This window comes from Shigella sonnei, from assembly GCF_002950395.1.
In the GTDB taxonomy this organism is placed as follows: Bacteria; Pseudomonadota; Gammaproteobacteria; order Enterobacterales; family Enterobacteriaceae; genus ECMA0423.
In genome coordinates this window covers 4528081-4546069 of the sequence record NZ_CP026802.1, presented here as the reverse complement: position 1 = coordinate 4546069, position 17989 = coordinate 4528081, and the positions used below count along the sequence as shown (strand labels likewise).

The following is a 17989-nucleotide window of genomic DNA, read 5'->3' as shown; positions in this document are numbered from 1 at the left end:
AATGAAAAAGAATGCCTGATATTAATGAAATTTTCTCATAGAAAGAGAAGCGGAATTAACATCTTGCATAGCAGGGCAAAATAAAAACCGAAGCCAGCTACAACTTCGGTTTCTTGATTAAGGCAGTAATTAAGCAGCGGTTTTCAGCTGGCTTTACGCTCATGTGCCTGACGGTATGCCACCAGGTCTTCAATAGTCACGAGCGCCATATTGTGTTTATTGGCAAACTCAATGCACTCTGGTGCACGCGCCATCGTGCCATCGTCATTAGTCAGCTCACACAGCACACCAGCCGGTTTAAAGCCTGCCAGCGTCATCAAATCAATAGTCGCTTCAGTATGACCGCCACGCGTCAGTACACCACCTGCCTGCGCGCGAAGTGGGAAAACGTGGCCCGGGCGATTCAGATCAGAAGGTTTTGCGCCATCGGCAATCGCTGCGCGAACGGTCGTAATACGATCAGCGGCAGAAACACCGGTAGTCACACCTTCAGCCGCTTCAATGGTCACGGTAAAACCGGTGCCATAGGCGCTGGTGTTATTTTCTACCATCATTGGCAGATCAAGTTGTTTACGGCGATCTTCAGTGATGCACAGGCAAACAATACCGCTACCGTGGCGAATGGTCAGCGCCATCTGCTCAACGGTCATGGTTTCTGCCGGGAAGATCATATCGCCTTCGTTTTCACGGTCTTCATCATCAAGCACCATTACACCGCGTCCTTCACGCAGCGCAGCCAGTGCATTTTCAACACGTTCGAAAGGCGTACCAAAAGAGGAAAGTAGCGTCTGATTCATGGTAAAAAAACCTCACTAAAATTATGGTTACCAGAATCAGGGCAGTCTTAGGAGTGGCGGCATATAGCCAAAATAACGTGAGCGGGTCCATGCCCGACAGAATCGTTACTCTCTCCCATCCGGACTCTAACCGTCGGCCCGGAATTACACCGGATCTGCTGTCCTTTGAGTTCGCACCCAAAGCGCTCGCGGGCTTTCAACTGAGTTGATTTACCGCCGGTGGGGAATTTCGCCCCGCCCTGAGAATAAGCGGATTCACTATAACGCTAATGATTAGCGGCAGCAACGCATAGCTTCACATAATTCTGGTTTATGACTTACCCTTATCGCACTACAATGGTACTCAACACCTATCAGTACAGGGAAACTACAATGATTGACCCGAAAAAAATTGAGCAAATCGCTCGCCAGGTTCACGAATCAATGCCTAAAGGAATCAGGGAGTTCGGGGAAGATGTGGAGAAAAAAATCCGCCAAACCCTACAAGCTCAGCTGACGCGCCTCGACCTTGTAAGCCGTGAAGAGTTCGACGTCCAAACGCAAGTCCTGTTACGGACTCGTGAGAAACTGGCGCGGCTTGAACAAAGAATGAGCGAACTGGAAAATCGCAGTACTGAGATTAAAAAGCAGCCAGATCCAGAGACTCTCCCCCCAACGCTGTAAACATTTGTCTTTAATGCACTGTAAATTATGAATTAATCTTCTAATTTACAGTGCTTTCTATTACCTTATCGCTTAATTCCATTCAGAATATCATCACAAAAATGAATGAGTGCAATTGAAAATATAATTGTTATGTATTTTTTAAGTTTTACTTAATCCATATTTAGATAAACTAATTTCATAAAACCCGAAAAGTAAAATATAATATTTGAATGATTAGCAATCCTTAAATAACAGTTACTAATCATTCATTTTCTACTTATATTTATATAAAGGAATATTATGTCTGCTTTTAAAAAGTCACTTCTTGTTGCTGGCGTAGCAATGATTCTTTCCAATAACGTATTTGCTGACGAAGGTCACGGCATTGTTAAATTTAAAGGTGAAGTTATCTCTGCTCCATGTTCAATTAAACCAGGTGACGAAGACTTAACTGTAAATCTGGGTGAAGTAGCAGATACCGTTCTGAAAAGCGACCAGAAATCTTTGGCTGAGCCTTTCACTATTCACCTGCAAGACTGCATGTTGAGCCAGGGTGGAACCACTTATTCAAAAGCGAAGGTTACTTTCACCACAGCGAATACTATGACGGGTCAGACTGACCTGCTGAAAAACACCAAAGAAACTGAAATCGGTGGTGCCACAGGCGTTGGCGTACGTATTCTGGATAGCCAGAGCGGCGAAGTGACTTTAGGTACTCCGGTAGTAATTACATTCAACAATACTAACAGCTATCAGGAACTGAACTTCAAAGCTCGTATGGAATCCCCGGGCAAAGATGCTACCCCGGGCAACGTTTACGCTCAGGCTGACTATAAGATTGCTTACGAGTAATCACATTAGGCCGGGTTCGCCCGGCCACATCATTAACGGATTAATGATAAGTGGAACAGATGTATAAAAAATTAAAATTAACCACAATAAGCGAATTGATTAAAAATATTTATTGTTCATTATCCGTTCTCATCATTGGTTGTGCGTCAGCTTATGCCGTTGAATTCAACAAAGATTTAATCGAAGCCGAAGATCGTGAAAACGTTAACCTTTCCCAATTTGAAACTGATGGCCAATTACCCGTAGGTAAATACTCATTAAACGCTCTTATTAATAATAAAAGGACGCCAATCCATCTGGACCTGCAATGGGTATTAATTGATAACCAAACTGCAGTTTGTCTGACTCCAGAGCAATTAACATTATTAGGCTTTACTGATGAGATTATTGAAGAGGCTCAGCAAAACCTGATCGATGGTTGTTACCCTATCGAAAAAGAAAAACAAATTACAACTTATCTCGATAAAGGGAAAATGCAATTATCCATATCTGCACCTCAGGCATGGTTAAAATACAAAGATGCAAACTGGACGCCTCCTGAACTTTGGGATCATGGTATTGCTGGGGCATTTCTTGACTACAATTTATATGCCTCTCATTATGCACCACATCAGGGCGATAATTCACAAAATATAAGTTCCTATGGGCAGGCTGGGGTTAATCTTGGGGCCTGGCGCCTGCGTACTGATTACCAGTACGATCAGTCATTTAACAATGGCAAAAGCCAGGCGAACAACCTGGATTTTCCGCGTATTTATTTGTTTCGCCCAATCCCAGCAATTAATGCAAAACTAACTATAGGTCAATACGATACTGAATCCTCTATTTTCGACTCTTTCCATTTTTCTGGCGTTTCGTTGAAAAGCGATGAGAATATGTTGCCGCCTGATCTACGTGGTTACGCACCGCAAATCACGGGTGTTGCACAAACGAATGCAAAGGTCACTGTCTCACAGAACAACCGTATTATTTATCAAGAAAATGTTCCTCCTGGCCCATTTGCTATTACTAATTTATTCAATACATTACAGGGGCAACTGGACGTCAAGGTTGAAGAAGAGGACGGGCAAGTCACGCAATGGCAAGTTGCATCTAATAGTATTCCTTATCTGACGCGTAAAGGGCAGATTCGCTACACCACTGCTATGGGTAAACCGACCAGCGTTGGTGGTGATTCCTTACAACAACCCTTCTTCTGGACTGGTGAATTCTCATGGGGTTGGCTGAACAATGTATCCCTGTATGGTGGTTCAGTTTTAACAAACCGTGATTATCAATCTCTGGCTGCCGGCGTTGGCTTTAACCTTAACTCATTGGGTTCATTATCTTTTGATGTCACACGATCTGATGCTCAGTTGCATAATCAGGATAAAGAAACGGGTTATAGCTACCGCGCTAACTATTCAAAACGTTTTGAATCTACCGGTAGCCAGCTCACTTTCGCTGGTTACCGTTTCTCTGATAAAAACTTTGTGACAATGAATGAATATATCAATGACACTAACCATTACATGAATTATCAGAATGAAAAAGAGAGTTATATTGTCACGTTTAACCAGTATCTTGAATCATTAAGGTTAAATACATACGTAAGTTTGGCTCGTAATACTTACTGGGACGCCAGCAGTAATGTGAATTATTCATTATCACTTAGCCGCGATTTTGATATCGGGCCATTAAAAAAACGTCTCCGCTTCTCTAACATTTAGCCGAATAAACTGGGAAGAAGACAACCAGGATCAACTGTACCTAAATATTTCGATTCCCTGGGGAACCAGTAGAACATTGAGCTATGGTATGCAACGAAATCAGGATAACAAGATTTCGCATACTGCTTCGTGGTATGACTCTTCCGATCGAAATAATTCCTGGAGCGTTTCTGCTTCAGGCGACAATGATGAATTCAAAGATATGAAAGCGTCACTACGCGCCAGTTATCAGCATAATACCGAGAACGGTCGTCTCTATCTCTCCGGGACATCACAGCGAGACAGTTATTATTCTCTGAATGCCAGTTGGAATGGTTCATTCACGGCGACTCGTCACGGAGCCGCTTTCCATGACTATAGTGGTAGTGCTGACTCGCGTTTTATGATCGACGCAGATGGTGCAGAAGATATTCCGTTGAACAATAAACGCGCGGTAACTAATCGGTATGGCATCGGAGTTATTCCATCAGTCAGCAGTTACATAACAACATCATTAAGCGTTGATACCCGAAATCTTCCAGAAAATGTGGATATCGAAAACTCGGTTATCACCACCACCTTAACCGAAGGTGCTATTGGCTACGCCAAACTTGATACCCGCAAGGGCTATCAAATCATGGGGGTTATTCGCCTGGCAGATGGTAGTCACCCACCACTGGGGATTAGCGTAAAAGATAAAACCAGCCATAAAGAATTAGGACTGGTTGCTGATGGCGGCTTTGTATACCTCAACGGCATTCAGGATGACAGCAAACTTACTTTACGCTGGGGTGATAAATCCTGTTTTATTCAACCACCCAATAGCAGCAACTTAACCACCGGAACGGTTATTTTACCGTGTATTAGCCAAAATTAATTCAGGATGAAACTAATGCGCTACTTAAACACAAAGAATCTCATTGCAGCAGGAGTATTACTCGCCTGCATGAGCAGCATTGCCTGGGGTGCCATCATCCCGGACCGTACCCGTATCATAATGAATGAGTCAGATAAAGGGGAAGCATTAAAACTTACTAATCAAAGCAAAAATCTACCCTATCTGGCGCAAACATGGATAGAAGATACGAAAGGCAATAAATCACGTGACTTTATTGTCACGGTTCCCCCTATGGTACGTTTAAATCCCAGTGAGCAAATTCAAATAAGAATGATAAGTCAGGAAAAAATTGCTCAACTGCCTAATGACAGAGAAACGCTCTTCTATTTTAACGTGCGAGAAATACCGCCAAAAACAGATAAAAAAAATGTGATGCAAGTCACTATGCAGCACGCATTGAAACTATTCTGGCGACCAAAAGCTATTGAATTAGAAGATGATGGGGTAATGTCTTACGAAAAAGTTGAAATCATCCGTAGAAATGATGGTTCGATCCGCTTTAACAATAAGATGCCTTATCACGTTACGCTGGGTTATATCGGAACAAACGGAATCACAATGTTGCCACAAACGCAAAGTTTAATGGTAACCCCTTATAGCCATGCAGATACGCAGTTTAAAAATGTTCCGTCAGCTTTTCAGGTTGGTTATATCAATGATTTTGGTGGATTAAGTTTTTATGAAATAAACTGCCCGACGGTTAATAACTCTTGTAATGTTTCCGTAGCCAAACGAGATAAATAATATGCGCTACTTATTAATTGTAATTATATTTATTATAGGTTTTAGTGCATTACCTGTATGGGCAATGGACTGCTATGCTGAACATGAAGGGGGAAATACCGTAGTCATTGGTTACGTACCAAGAATTTCTATCCCCAGTAATGGTAAAAAAGGTGATAAGATCTGGCAAAGCAGTGAGTATTTTATGAATGTCTTCTGTAATAATGCATTACCTGCCCCATCACCTGGAGAAGAATACCCATCAGCCTGGACTAATATAATGATGTTTTTACCAGGCGGTCAGGACTTTTATAATCAGAACTCCTATATTTTTGGCGTAACATACAATGGAGTTGATTATGATTCGACTGCCCCTAATGCTATCGCAGCACCAGAATGCATTGATATAAAAGGAGCGGGTACCTTTAATAATCACTATAAAAACCCCGCTGTCTGTAGTGGAGGTCCTGAGCCTCAATTATCAGTAACCTTTCCAGCTCGCGTACAACTCTATATTAAATTAGCAAAAAATGCCAATAGAGTTAATAAAAACCTGGTGTTACCTGATGAATATATCGCTCTAGAGTTTAAAGGTATGAGTGGCGCAGGAGCTATAGAAGTAGACAAAAATTTGACCTTCAGGATTCGTGGATTAAATAATATTCATGTCCTTGACTGCTTTGTTAATGTCGCACTGGAACCAGCTGATGGCGTTGTTGACTTTGGTAAAATAAATTCCCGAACAATTAAAAATACCAGCGTTAGTGAGACGTTTAGTGTAGTCATGACAAAAGATCCTGGTGCGGCCTGTACTGAGCAATTCAATATTTTAGGGAGCTTTTTCACTACGGATATTTTGAGTGATTATAGCCATCTGGATATGGGTAATGGACTGCTATTGAAGATATTTCATAAAGATGGAACAGCAACGGAATTTAACCGCTTCTCACAATTTGCTTCTTTTTCATCGTCTAGTGCACCTTCGGTCACCGCACCATTCAGGGCAGAACTTAGTGCGAACCCGGCAGAGACTGTTGTTGAGGGACCGTTTAGTAAAGACGTAATCCTCAAAATCACCTATAACTAAATAGCTGCGCTTAATACCGCTACACTTTTGCCAGCCCATGTTTGCCTCCGGGGAATGGGCTGACGGTTTCCATAAAATGGCGAACTTTTTTCAACAGTTGCCACATTGAGCTGCACTGATGATTACGCGTTATTGTGTCGTGAAGTGCCTGCCATAGCCGTTCAACATGATTCACCCATGGCGAGTAAACCGGCTGATAAATGACCCTGAACTTCGGGTTCTCCTTCAGCCAGCTCTGTGTTTCCCGGCTTTTGTGGATAATGTAGTTGTCCACGATCAGCGTGATGGTTTTCGCCCGACGGTATGTCGCTTTAAGCCGCTTCAGCAGGCTGATGAACAGCGCCGAACTTTTGCTGTTGCCGCCCACACAGCTGACTTTACCTGTCCCGCTGTGCAGCGCTCCGGCCAGATAATATTTTTCATTCTGTCCCGGCGTGACCACCCGTTTTTGCTGTCCGCGCAGTTGCCAGTCCGCACCGATTTTGGGATTAAGATGGATATCCACTTCATCTTCATAAAAGACCGGATGCTCTGCGCTGCATTCGTCCAGTGCTTTATGGATTGCTGCCATCTTTTCATCTTTATGCGGGTCACGGATACGCAGAGTTGGCGCAGCCCTTCGCCACACAATCCCCGCAGACGGCAACCAGCGGCGAACGGTTCCGGCATTTAACTGGCAACCGGTTATCTCATTGATTTTTATTGCCAGCAGTTCTGTACTCCAGCGTGAACGCTGGTAGCCAAAGTCGCCGGGAGAATGTTTTACCAGCTCACGTAACAGTGTGCAGATATGCTCAAACGGCCAGCGACGGGCACGCCCGGCAGGTAATGATTTCAGTCCCTCAACACCCGACTGCGTGAACCAGTTAATCCAGCGTCCAACAGAGGAACAGGCGCAGCAGAGCGTTCTGGCAACGTCGCTGACACGGTCGCCCCGGTGCAGCATCAGCATGGCAGTCAGTCTGCGGGCATAATTTTTATCGTGTGTTTTATGGATGGCTTTCTGCATCAGGCGTCGTTCGTCACGGGAAATTGGTGCTATGATCGGCATTGCTCAGTCCGGTTGGTGATTTGTTTTGATTTGGCGATTGATCAGATCGCACAATCCGGGCTAAGTTCCCTCAAAGTGATCTACTATTCCGCGCAGCTATTTAGCATCTAATACAAACACTAAAACGGGCCATCAGGCCCGTTATATCAGTGCTCTAACTCCAGCTCTCTTGCCTGCATCATCTGTTGGCAATACCAGGCATAACGTGCGCAAAACCAGGTTCTATGTTCTTCATCCATGTTACCAGTAACGGCAAGAATATCGACCGGGCGACCTTCTGCGTGCATTCTGGCAAAACTACGCGCCAGGAAATCGAAATTATTTAAAGAATTAAGACTATGATCCATAAGCACATCCTCCGGTTATCGCATACCTTTTAAGGCCATATGCTTTTTCTGATTTCAGTATTCCCCAATCAGTGTAGTGCCTTTAAACATAACGTGCGTAAATATATTGTCCCCGATCACACTTTTTAGTGAAAAATAAAAAACTATATTAAAAAACTTTCTCTTCCAGAACTTCTCTAACATGTGTTATTATTAACAAAGATAAATGTAAGCAAGGAAACTATCCCAAAGTAAATATTGCGTCACTAAATGGACATTGGAGTGACATATGATTTTATTCGCCGACTATAATACCCCTTATCTTTTCGCTATTTCCTTTGTACTGTTGATCGGCCTTTTAGAAATTTTAGCGCTTATCTGCGGTCACATGCTCTCCGGTGCTCTTGATGCACATCTTGACCATTATAATTCCATAACCACAGGTCATATTAGCCAGGCACTTCATTATCTCAATATCGGAAGATTGCCAGCTCTCGTCGTTCTCTGCTTGCTGGCTGGTTTTTTTGGTCTTATTGGCATCCTGTTGCAGCATGCCTGCATCATGGTCTGGCAATCACCACTGTCGAACCTGTTCGTGGTTCCTGTCAGTTTACTGTTTACGATTATTGCGGTGCATTATACCGGTAAAATAGTTGCGCCCTGGATTCCACGCGACCATAGTTCAGCTATTACAGAAGAAGAATATATTGGTAGCATGGCATTAATTACCGGTCATCAAGCCACTTCAGGTAATCCCTGCGAAGGAAAACTCACCGATCAATTTGGCCAAATACATTATTTACTACTGGAGCCTGAAGAAGGAAAAATTTTCACTAAAGGAGTCAAAGTGTTAATTATTTGCCGACTTTCTGCAACGCGATATTTGGCGGAAAACAATCCCTGGCCACAAATATTGTAATTTATTAATCAAAAGGAAATTTAATAATGGATGATATTGTTAATTCTGTGCCCTCCTGGATGTTTACCGCGATTATTGCCGTATGCATTCTGTTTATTATTGGAATTATTTTCGCCAGGCTCTATCGTCGCGCTTCGGCAGAGCAAGCTTTTGTTCGTACTGGTTTAGGTGGGCAAAAAGTGGTGATGAGCGGTGGCGCAATCGTGATGCCGATCTTTCATGAAATAATCCCCATCAATATGAATACTCTGAAGCTGGAAGTCAGCCGCTCAACCATTGATAGCCTGATTACGAAAGATCGTATGCGTGTCGATGTAGTAGTCGCTTTCTTTGTACGGGTAAAACCGTCTGTAGAAGGCATCGCCACTGCGGCGCAGACGTTGGGGCAACGCACGCTATCACCAGAAGACTTACGTATGTTGGTTGAAGATAAATTTGTCGATGCCCTCCGTGCAACAGCTGCACAAATGACCATGCATGAGTTACAGGATACCCGCGAGAACTTCGTGCAGGGAGTACAAAATACTGTCGCAGAAGACCTATCGAAAAACGGTCTTGAGCTGGAAAGCGTTTCACTTACCAACTTTAACCAGACCTCGAAAGAACATTTCAATCCGAACAATGCCTTTGACGCCGAAGGTTTAACCAAACTGACTCAGGAGACGGAGCGCCGTCGTCGCGAACGTAACGAAGTTGAACAGGATGTAGAAGTTGCGGTGCGTGAGAAAAACCGTGATGCACTTTCGCGCAAGTTGGAGATTGAACAACAAGAAGCGTTTATGACGCTTGAGCAGGAGCAGCAGGTTAAAACCCGTACTGCCGAACAGAATGCACGTATTGCGGCTTTTGAAGCTGAACGTCGTCGTGAAGCAGAGCAGACGCGAATTCTGGCTGAACGACAAATTCAGGAAACGGAGATCGAGCGCGAGCAGGCCGTCCGCTCAAGAAAGGTTGAGGCTGAACGTGAAGTTCGTATTAAAGAGATCGAACAGCAGCAGGTCACCGAAATCGCCAACCAGACGAAATCGATCGCTATTGCCGCCAAATCGGAACAACAGTCCCAGGCAGAAGCGCGTGCTAACCTTGCACTCGCAGAAGCAGTAAGTGCGCAACAAAACGTAGAAACCACTCGCCAGACCGCAGAAGCCGATCGTGCTAAACAAGTTGCCCTAATCGCTGCCGCGCAGGATGCAGAAACCAAAGCGGTTGAACTGACCGTGCGGGCGAAAGCAGAAAAAGAAGCCGCAGAGATGCAGGCGGCGGCTATCGTTGAGTTAGCCGAAGCTACACGTAAAAAGGGTCTGGCGGAAGCAGAAGCACAACGTGCGCTGAACGATGCTATCAACGTACTTTCTGATGAACAAACCAGCCTTAAATTCAAACTGGCCTTGTTGCAGGCGCTACCTGCGGTAATAGAGAAATCCGTTGAGCCGATGAAGTCCATTGACGGTATCAAGATTATTCAGGTCGATGGTCTGAATCGTGGCAGCGCTGCGGGTGATGCAAACACGGGTAATGTGGGGGGCGGAAACCTAGCGGAACAAGCATTATCAGCCGCTCTCTCTTACCGCACACAGGCACCGCTGATTGACTCCTTGCTCAATGAAATTGGCGTTTCAGGCGGCTCACTGGCGGCATTGACTTCACCCTTAACCTCAACAACTCCCGTCGCCGAAAACGTAGAATAAATTTTCAGCTATGAACGTCCCTGGCACAAAAAGCCGGGGATTTTTTATATCTGCGTTCCGCTAAAAACTGCAAATGATCAGGCCGTTGCAACGTTTTGCGTGACCGCTCGGGGAAGGCAAAACTGCCTCTGGGAAAGCGTTGCGCGAGGTCCGGCGCTCATCAACAATCGGGGAGTCAGCAAAGGGCTGAAACGGGAAAGCCCCTCCCGAGGAAGGGGCCTTACAGAAGGAAAGGGTTATGATGAAGCTCGTCATCATACTGATTGTGTTGTTACTCGTAAGTTTCGCAGCTTATTAACAGCCAATCAGAGGGGGGAGAAATCCTCCCTCACCCTTGTTCCTTTACTTTAGGTTGAAAAAAAATCAGCGTCAAGAAGGTTTCATTAACACATATCCCTGGCCCAAAAAGCCGGGGATTTTTTATATCTGCGTTCCGCTAAAAGGTGCAAATGCTCAGGACGTTGCAGCGTTTTGCGTGATCGCTCGGGGAAGGCAAAACTGCTTCAGGGAAAGCGTTGCGCGGGGTCCGGCGCTCATCAACAATCGGGGAGTCAGCAAGGGGCTGAAACGGGAAAGCCCCTCCCGAGGAAGGGGCCTTATAGAAGGAAAGGGTTATGATGAAGTTCGTCATCATACTGGTTGTGTTGTTACTGTTAAGTTTCCCGACTTACTAACAACTGATCAGAGGGGAAGAAATCCTCCCTTACCCTTGTTCCTTTACTTTAGGTTGAAAAAACAACAGCGTCAATAGGCCTGCCTGCTACAAAGCGAGATCTGTGAACCGCTTTCCGGTTAGCCTTTTTTATCCTGTTGGATCTTCTTGATGATGTTAGTGGTCGAGCAACCGTCTTCGAAGTTGAGCACCAGCACTTCGCCGCCGTTGGCCCAGACTTCTTTACTCCCGGCGATCTCTTCTGGTTTATAGTCGCCGCCCTTCACCAGTAAATCTGGCAGGATCCCGGCGATCAAGCGCTGCGGCGTGTCTTCTTCAAACGACACCACCCAGTCGACCGCTTCCAGTGCGCCCAGCACAATCATACGCTGTTCGAGCGGGTTAACGGGGCGGGAATCCCCTTTCAGCCGTTTGGTGGAGGCATCGCTGTTCACAGCGACAATCAGACGGTCACCCAGTTTGCGAGCATTTGCCAGATAGGAGACGTGCCCGGCGTGCAGGATGTCAAAGACACCGTTGGTCATTACCACCTTTTCGCCGCGTTTACGCGCTGCCGCTACGGCCAGCTTCAGTTCCTCTTCGGTCATCACGCCAAAGCCGGTATCTGCGCGCCCACGCACTGCATTTTCCAGCTCGATCGGCGAAACCGTGGAGGTTCCCAGTTTGCCGACCACCACGCCAGCCGCCGCATTGGCAAAGAAGCAGGCTTCTTCCAGCGAATTACCCGCTGCCAGCGTTGCCGCCAGGACGCCAATCACCGTGTCGCCCGCACCGGTAACGTCATACACTTCCTGCGCCTGGGTTGGCATATGCAGCGGCGCTTTACCCGGTTGCAGCAGCGACATACCCTGTTCGGAACGGGTCACTAACAGAGCCGAGAGTTCGTAATCGGCAATCAGTTTCATGCCGCGCTCAACAATCTCTTCTTCGGTCTTACATTTACCGACAACAGCTTCAAATTCCGAGAGATTCGGCGTTAACAGCGTAGCGCCGCGGTAGCGCTCAAAATCGGTACCTTTTGGATCAATCAGCACCGGAACGCCCGCTTTACGCGCCAGTTGGATCATCTGCTGTACGCTTGCCAGCGCACCTTTGGCGTAGTCAGAAAGCACCAGCGCGCCAATCGAACTCAGCGCCTGATTAATCCGCTCGTGCAGCGGCTGCGGATCAACGCCTTCGAAACCTTCTTCGAAATCCAGACGGATCAGCTGTTGGTTGCGGGAAAGTACCCGTAATTTGGTGATGGTCGGATGCGTCGGTACAGAAACGAAGTCGCATTTGACGTTGACGTCGGCCAGAGATTTACTCAGCGCGCGCGCTGCATCGTCAATGCCCGTCAACCCGACCAGGCGTGCATTAGCACCGAGAGAAGCGATATTCATCGCCACGTTAGCCGCGCCGCCCGGACGTTCTTCGATGGTATTCACTTTAACCACGGGCACCGGCGCTTCCGGCGAGATACGGCTGGAGGGACCGTACCAGTAACGATCCAGCATTACATCACCAACCACCATCACTCCTGCACGTTCAAACTCTGGCAGCGTTACTTTCATTCCTGTCTCCTGAGAGATTCAAAATTTGCGCGCGATAATACCATACTTCATTCTTCCACCAGCCACTTCTGCCAGCTTGCCCGCACCAGATCACGCTCTGCGGTGAAGCAATCCCCCGACACATGGCCCGGCAATTCCTGTAATGCCAGATGATGAAGTTCATCGCGCAGCGTCGTGTAAGCACGGGTCAGCGCCATCGCTTCCTGCTCTTCCATAATGTCGTTTTGCGCCAGCAGCTCCAGAATACGCACGTTGTCTGACCAGCGCGTTAACTTCGGTTTTTCATGAGCGTAGCGCAACACCAGATATTGGGTAATAAATTCGATATCGGTAATTCCGCCTTCATCAGCTTTGATATCAAAGCGATCGCGATGTTTATTGCCGAGATGAGCGCGCATTTTCTCGCGCATTTCCCGCACTTCCGTTTGCAGAGTTCTACCTTCACGCGGCAGCGTCATAATCTCGCGACGCACTGCGTCAAAGTGCGCGGTGAGCTGCGGATCGCCGTACACTACCCGCGCACGCACCAGCGCCTGATGTTCCCACGTCCAGGCCTCGTTTTTCTGATAATCGGCAAATGCTTCTGTGGAGGTAACCAGCATTCCCGCCGCCCCGGACGGGCGCAGCCGCGCATCCACTTCGTACAAAATGCCGGAAGAGGTTCGCGTGCTGAACAGGTGCATAATGCGTTGCGCCAGACGAAGATAAAACTGTCGTCCGTCGATTTCCCGCTCGCCGTCAGTCATCGCATCCATTGGGCAATCATGGAGGAAGATCAGGTCAAGATCGGAACTGTAGCCTAACTCCCAGCCGCCCAGCTTGCCGTAGCCGACCACTGCAAAACCACGCCCTTCGCGATCGTTGAGGTGATTCGGCTTACCGTAGCGGGCAACCATTTGAACCCACGCCTGCTGAACGACGGCATCTATCATGGCTTCCGCCAGCCAGGTTAAGTGATCGCTCACTTTCATCACCGGTAGCGTACCAGCGATATCCGCTGCGGCGATGCGTAACAGCTGCGCCTGTTTGAACTGACGCAGCGCCTCAAGCTGTTGCTCTTCGTCATCTTCCGGCACGCGCAGCAAATACTGGCGCAACTCATCGCGGTAGGCATCGGTCGCCGTCGGCTGGTAAAGAGTGTTTGGATCGAGCAATTCATCCAGCAATAATGGATAACGCGCCAGCTGGCTGGCAATCATCGGCGATGCGGCACACAGAGAAATCAAATGGTTAAGCGCCGCAGGGAATTCACTGAGCAATTCTAAATAGGTGGTGCGGGTAACAATCCCCACCAGCAAGGCGGTAATGCGCGACAGCGTGACAGCAGCGTCTTCACGCGCACAGACATCACTTAGCAGATGCGGCATCAGATGGTCGAGCACCTGACGTCCTCGCGGCCCGATGGTGCGCTTATCCAGCTCTTTGCGGAAATCGGAAATCAGCGTTAGCACCTGTTTGCGATCATCCTCGCTAAGATGCGCCAGCACTGGCGTAGTGTCATCTTCCTGCAACGCATCCTGCCACAGCTCACGCCACTGTTCCGACAGCGACTCTTCCTGAGTTTCACTTTCGTCGTCGCCAATCAATTCATTAAACACCCGGCGCACATTGTTCATATGTGCGGTCAGCGCCCCGGTCAGTTGCGGCCAGTCAGCAAAGTCCATCGCCCACGCCAGCCGCGCACGGTTAAGCTCATCAGAAGGAAGCGTCTGGGTTTGTTCGTCGTTAATGCTTTGCAGCAGGTTTTCCAGACGCCGCAGGAACAGATACGCCACTCGCAATTGTTCAGCATCGTTTTCAGAAAGCAGATGCAGCGCAGCAATGGCGCTGAGCGTTGGCAGTAAAGAGCACGATTGCAGCGACGGTTCGCGCCCGCCGCGAATGAGCTGGAATACCTGGACGATAAATTCAATTTCGCGAATACCACCCGCGCCAAGTTTGATGTTGTCGGTCAAACCGCGCCGACGCACTTCACGGGCAATCATTCCTTTCATGTTGCGCAGCGACTGAATCACGCTGAAATCGATGTAACGACGGAAAACAAACGGGCGTAGCATCGCACGCAACTCGTTAGCATAGACGCCTTCGCTATCGCCCATAATCCGCGCTTTGACCATCGCGTAACGCTCCCAGTCGCGCCCCTGCTCCTGGTAATAATCCTCCAACGCGGCAAAGCTCAGCACCAGCGGGCCACTTTCGCCAAACGGACGCAGTCGCATATCCACGCGATAGACGAAGCCATCCTGCGTTGGTTGATCCAGCACTTTAATCAGCCGCTGCCCCATGCGGGTAAAAAACTGCGCGTTATCCAGTTCCCGGCGTCCGCCCTGCGTACAACCATGTTCCGGCCAGGCAAAAATCAGATCGATATCAGAGGAGAAATTCAGTTCCCCGCCGCCCAGCTTACCCATGCCTAAGATCAGCAGCGGTTGCGCTTCGCCCTGCGCATTGCACGGCGTTCCCCACTCGCGGCAGCAGGCGTCATACAGCCAGTCACGCGCCGCAACAATCAGCGTCTCCGCCAGATAACTGAGCTGCTGCAATATGCTCTCTTCAGTAACCAGTGCCAGCGTTTGCGCCCATGCGATGCGCACCATAATGCGCCGCCGGAATAGCCGCAGCTCGCGCATTAACCCGGCTTCGTCACTCACATTACTGAGCGCCTCCTGCAACCATGCAGCGTAATGCTGCCATTCATCGGCCTGCGGCGGTTGGCTTTCCAGTTCCGTCAACCACTCTCGATGCGCAATTATGCTGTCCTGCACAAAATCACTGAAAGTAAGTACTGACTTCGCCTGTGCACTTAGTGGTTCCTCGGCTAAAGGCTCTGGCAGCCGCTCAACAACGGTCTGCCAGTACTGCTGTAACGGTGAAGAGAGCGGCTTCATAAGCGATTTTATCCTTGCCTGATTAACGTTTTCCGCTGTGCAACCAGAACGGTTCCTGATTGTTTGCCTCATTACGGAAATGCTCAATTTCAATGCGTTGCCCGGTCGCAATAGCGTGACGCAGCCCCTGCCAGTTCTCCAGCCAGGCATGCGCGACGACAGGATCATAGTAACCCGCCAGCAACAGTATTGAGTCAATGTCACGCGTCAGGCGTGGCAACTGGTCACGGTAGAGATCGCCTAACGGCTGGCAGAAAACGCTTTTCAGTTCAGCGGCATGGTGGGAAAGATGGATATCGGCAAAGCGTTTGAAGGAGTCGCTGATTTTGCCCTGCGCTTTGGCATCTAAAAATGGCTGCCATGCTTTGCTTACCAACCATTCGGTCAACGCCAGCTTCGCCATTGCCGTTTCGGTAGAGTAGACCGCCGTCACGGCAGAAACCGCAGAAGCAATGGTCGCTTCGCATTGGGTCAGCAAATCACGTAAGTGAGTGCTCGCTTTACGCGGCACAATACCACCGAACAGCATCAGCGTATGACGGACCAGGCTAATGGCTGCCAGCACCTGTTCTTTCGCCGCATCGTTACCGCGTACCCACAGTTCTTCATGATACTGCCATTGCGCTAACGCCAGCTCGAGCGCCGCTTCCAGCCCCTGTTCTACATCGGCTTTTGCCGCAACATGCAAAATGGTGGTCGGTTTGATTTCACGCGCCGGATTGCCCTGCGCCAGATGATAGCCACGCGCCGCTTTGCTCAGGCTGCCCTGGCGTAATCCGGTTTGCGATACCAGTTGGTTCGCCAGTTTCAGCACCGCGCGCGTGTCGCCGCTAAGCAGTTCCAGTTCCAGCTCACAGATAGGTTCAGCAAATTCCCCCGCTTTCACCTCCCCCTGATCGAGAGCGATTTCAATTCGGCTGCCATCGACCGCCACCAGCCATTTTTCGCGATAAAAATCGGTGCTGAACAGCGGTTGTACGCGGGAAGCGAGATCGGCAGGCAATTCACCGTTCGGCCAGACTTCCGAGGGAAACTGCGCCAGGTCGAGCGTCGGTTCGCTCAACGCCACGTTATATTCCGGGCGCTGGTGTAAGCCGCCTGTCACTCTTCCTGCAACTTTCATGGTCATCTCATAGCGACCGTTTTCGCCACGAATACGTAAGCCCATATCGTGCCTACGCAGCCAGTTATCCGGCGTTTCGTAGTAAATATTCAGCAACTGCACGGGGTCATGGTGCTCGCCGCCCAGCGTATTGAGATGGTCACGCAACGCCTCAACGGCACTGTGATTAACAATAAACTTTAATTCGATTTCCTGAGCCATGGCCTTTACTTATCGGTTATGTCACATAAGTGACGATGAACGGCGAACTTAATGCGATCTTTTTTGTCAGTAGATAGTATTTTGCGCCAAATTGCCATGCAACGGGCAATTTGACGGGCGTAAAAGTTTGAAGCAGTGGCAAGACCTGACACAGAGGATTCCGATTGATGTCGAATGCTTTGCGTAGCGACACTGATGCCACTACTATCGTTCCACTTTCCATGACAATAACGACAGCCTGATGCCAAAATTACGCCTGATCGGATTAACTTTACTCGCACTTAGCGCGACTGCCGTCTCACACGCTGAAGAAACGCGCTATGTTTCTGACGAACTGAATACCTGGGTCCGTAGCGGTCCGGGAGATCATTATCGCCTCGTGGGCACGGTTAACGCCGGCGAGGAAGTGACCTTATTACAAACTGACGCCAACACCAATTATGCCCAGGTGAAAGACAGCTCTGGCCGTACCGCCTGGATCCCGTTGAAACAACTTAGCACTGAGCCAAGCCTGCGCTCCCGTGTGCCAGATCTGGAAAATCAGGTCAAAACCCTGACCGATAAACTCACCAATATCGATAACACCTGGAATCAGCGCACCGCAGAAATGCAGCAAAAAGTGGCGCAGAGCGACAGCGTGATCAACGGGTTAAAAGAAGAAAATCAGAAACTGAAAAACGAGCTGATTGTCGCGCAGAAAAAGGTCGATGCCGCCAGCGTACAGCTGGATGACAAACAGCGCACCATCATCATGCAATGGTTTATGTATGGCGGTGGCGTGCTGGGGCTTGGCTTGCTGCTCGGTCTGGTACTGCCGCACCTGATCCCAAGCCGCAAACGCAAAGATCGCTGGATGAACTAAATCGCCTTCTTCGTT

General features: G+C 48.4%; 15 protein-coding genes, 1 pseudogene and 1 riboswitch. Of the genes and pseudogenes, 10 read left to right on the top strand and 6 right to left on the bottom strand.

What is annotated here, in order from left to right; genetic code table 11:
* Positions 1-143: 143 nt before the first annotated feature.
* Positions 144-797, bottom strand: coding sequence for a 3,4-dihydroxy-2-butanone-4-phosphate synthase (ribB, locus tag C1P89_RS23445; RefSeq protein WP_001076997.1), 654 nt, complete (start codon positions 795-797; stop codon positions 144-146).
* A gap of 103 nt (positions 798-900) precedes the next feature.
* Positions 901-1048, bottom strand: a riboswitch (FMN riboswitch).
* 121 nt (positions 1049-1169) lie between these two features.
* On the opposite strand from ribB, the gene ubiK reads away from it, so the two are divergent.
* The 5 genes and pseudogenes from ubiK to C1P89_RS23420 all read left to right on the top strand — a co-directional run bounded on the left by ubiK (position 1170) and on the right by C1P89_RS23420 (position 6690).
* Positions 1170-1460 carry a ubiquinone biosynthesis accessory factor UbiK gene (gene ubiK, locus C1P89_RS23440; RefSeq protein WP_005137101.1) on the top strand — a complete coding sequence of 97 codons (291 nt, stop codon included), beginning with the start codon at positions 1170-1172 and terminating at the stop codon, positions 1458-1460.
* A 282-nt stretch (positions 1461-1742) separates the two neighbouring features.
* Positions 1743-2294, top strand: a complete 552-nt coding sequence (locus C1P89_RS23435; RefSeq protein WP_001272147.1) for a fimbrial-like protein — start codon at positions 1743-1745, stop codon at positions 2292-2294.
* 59 nt (positions 2295-2353) lie between these two features.
* Positions 2354-4859 (top strand): annotated as a pseudogene (locus C1P89_RS23430) (fimbria/pilus outer membrane usher protein).
* Positions 4860-4874: 15 nt separating this feature from the next.
* On the top strand, positions 4875-5624 hold the full coding sequence (locus C1P89_RS23425; RefSeq protein ID WP_001269825.1) for a fimbrial biogenesis chaperone: 750 nt from the start codon (positions 4875-4877) through the stop codon (positions 5622-5624).
* 1 nt (position 5625) lies between these two features.
* On the top strand, positions 5626-6690 hold the full coding sequence (locus tag C1P89_RS23420; protein WP_001269793.1) for a fimbrial protein: 1065 nt from the start codon (positions 5626-5628) through the stop codon (positions 6688-6690).
* Between the two features lie 19 nt (positions 6691-6709).
* Here the strand turns inward: C1P89_RS23420 and C1P89_RS23415 are convergent, their stop codons facing one another.
* Together C1P89_RS23415 and glgS are read right to left on the bottom strand one after the other, a co-directional pair.
* Positions 6710-7741, bottom strand: coding sequence for an IS630-like element IS630 family transposase (locus C1P89_RS23415; protein ID WP_005147854.1), 1032 nt, complete (start codon positions 7739-7741; stop codon positions 6710-6712).
* 146 nt (positions 7742-7887) lie between these two features.
* On the bottom strand, positions 7888-8088 hold the full coding sequence (glgS, locus tag C1P89_RS23410) for a cell surface composition regulator GlgS (RefSeq protein ID WP_000350095.1): 201 nt from the start codon (positions 8086-8088) through the stop codon (positions 7888-7890).
* Between the two features lie 268 nt (positions 8089-8356).
* On the opposite strand from glgS, the gene C1P89_RS23405 reads away from it, so the two are divergent.
* From C1P89_RS23405 to ibsE, 4 genes are all read left to right on the top strand, one after another.
* Complete coding sequence (locus C1P89_RS23405; protein ID WP_000599954.1) at positions 8357-8986, top strand: OB-fold-containig protein; 630 nt, start codon at positions 8357-8359, stop codon at positions 8984-8986.
* Between the two features lie 26 nt (positions 8987-9012).
* On the top strand, positions 9013-10674 hold the full coding sequence (locus C1P89_RS23400) for a flotillin family protein (RefSeq protein ID WP_000341046.1): 1662 nt from the start codon (positions 9013-9015) through the stop codon (positions 10672-10674).
* 238 nt (positions 10675-10912) lie between these two features.
* Positions 10913-10972: a type I toxin-antitoxin system Ibs family toxin gene (locus C1P89_RS23395; RefSeq protein WP_001387081.1), complete on the top strand. Its 60-nt coding sequence runs from the start codon at positions 10913-10915 to the stop codon at positions 10970-10972.
* 316 nt (positions 10973-11288) lie between these two features.
* The gene (ibsE, locus tag C1P89_RS23390; RefSeq protein WP_001387082.1) at positions 11289-11348 is read left to right on the top strand and encodes a type I toxin-antitoxin system Ibs family toxin; all 60 of its coding nucleotides are present in this window, start codon (positions 11289-11291) and stop codon (positions 11346-11348) included.
* A gap of 118 nt (positions 11349-11466) precedes the next feature.
* Here the strand turns inward: ibsE and hldE are convergent, their stop codons facing one another.
* From hldE to ygiF, 3 genes are read right to left on the bottom strand one after another with little or no spacing between them, the layout of a single operon-like run.
* On the bottom strand, positions 11467-12900 hold the full coding sequence (hldE, locus tag C1P89_RS23385; protein WP_000869158.1) for a bifunctional D-glycero-beta-D-manno-heptose-7-phosphate kinase/D-glycero-beta-D-manno-heptose 1-phosphate adenylyltransferase HldE: 1434 nt from the start codon (positions 12898-12900) through the stop codon (positions 11467-11469).
* Between the two features lie 47 nt (positions 12901-12947).
* On the bottom strand, positions 12948-15788 hold the full coding sequence (glnE, locus tag C1P89_RS23380; protein ID WP_005137092.1) for a bifunctional [glutamate--ammonia ligase]-adenylyl-L-tyrosine phosphorylase/[glutamate--ammonia-ligase] adenylyltransferase: 2841 nt from the start codon (positions 15786-15788) through the stop codon (positions 12948-12950).
* A gap of 22 nt (positions 15789-15810) precedes the next feature.
* Entirely contained in the window at positions 15811-17112 is a 1302-nt protein-coding gene (gene ygiF / locus C1P89_RS23375; RefSeq protein ID WP_000046318.1) for an inorganic triphosphatase, read from the bottom strand.
* Positions 17113-17353: 241 nt separating this feature from the next.
* Between ygiF and C1P89_RS23370 the strand changes: the two genes are divergently transcribed.
* Positions 17354-17974: a TIGR04211 family SH3 domain-containing protein gene (locus C1P89_RS23370; protein ID WP_001125331.1), complete on the top strand. Its 621-nt coding sequence runs from the start codon at positions 17354-17356 to the stop codon at positions 17972-17974.
* Positions 17975-17989: the final 15 nt, after the last annotated feature.

Bases quoted from the DNA above. Each gene is read 5' to 3' on its own strand.
- ribB (WP_001076997.1), bottom strand. From the start codon at position 797: ATGAATCAGACGCTACTTTCCTCTTTTGGTACGCCTTTCGAACGTGTT.
- ubiK (WP_005137101.1), top strand. From the start codon at position 1,170: ATGATTGACCCGAAAAAAATTGAGCAAATCGCTCGCCAGGTTCACGAA.
- C1P89_RS23435 (WP_001272147.1), top strand. From the start codon at position 1,743: ATGTCTGCTTTTAAAAAGTCACTTCTTGTTGCTGGCGTAGCAATGATT.
- C1P89_RS23425 (WP_001269825.1), top strand. From the start codon at position 4,875: ATGCGCTACTTAAACACAAAGAATCTCATTGCAGCAGGAGTATTACTC.
- C1P89_RS23420 (WP_001269793.1), top strand. From the start codon at position 5,626: ATGCGCTACTTATTAATTGTAATTATATTTATTATAGGTTTTAGTGCA.
- C1P89_RS23415 (WP_005147854.1), bottom strand. From the start codon at position 7,741: ATGCCGATCATAGCACCAATTTCCCGTGACGAACGACGCCTGATGCAG.
- glgS (WP_000350095.1), bottom strand. From the start codon at position 8,088: ATGGATCATAGTCTTAATTCTTTAAATAATTTCGATTTCCTGGCGCGT.
- C1P89_RS23405 (WP_000599954.1), top strand. From the start codon at position 8,357: ATGATTTTATTCGCCGACTATAATACCCCTTATCTTTTCGCTATTTCC.
- C1P89_RS23400 (WP_000341046.1), top strand. From the start codon at position 9,013: ATGGATGATATTGTTAATTCTGTGCCCTCCTGGATGTTTACCGCGATT.
- hldE (WP_000869158.1), bottom strand. From the start codon at position 12,900: ATGAAAGTAACGCTGCCAGAGTTTGAACGTGCAGGAGTGATGGTGGTT.
- glnE (WP_005137092.1), bottom strand. From the start codon at position 15,788: ATGAAGCCGCTCTCTTCACCGTTACAGCAGTACTGGCAGACCGTTGTT.
- ygiF (WP_000046318.1), bottom strand. From the start codon at position 17,112: ATGGCTCAGGAAATCGAATTAAAGTTTATTGTTAATCACAGTGCCGTT.
- C1P89_RS23370 (WP_001125331.1), top strand. From the start codon at position 17,354: ATGCCAAAATTACGCCTGATCGGATTAACTTTACTCGCACTTAGCGCG.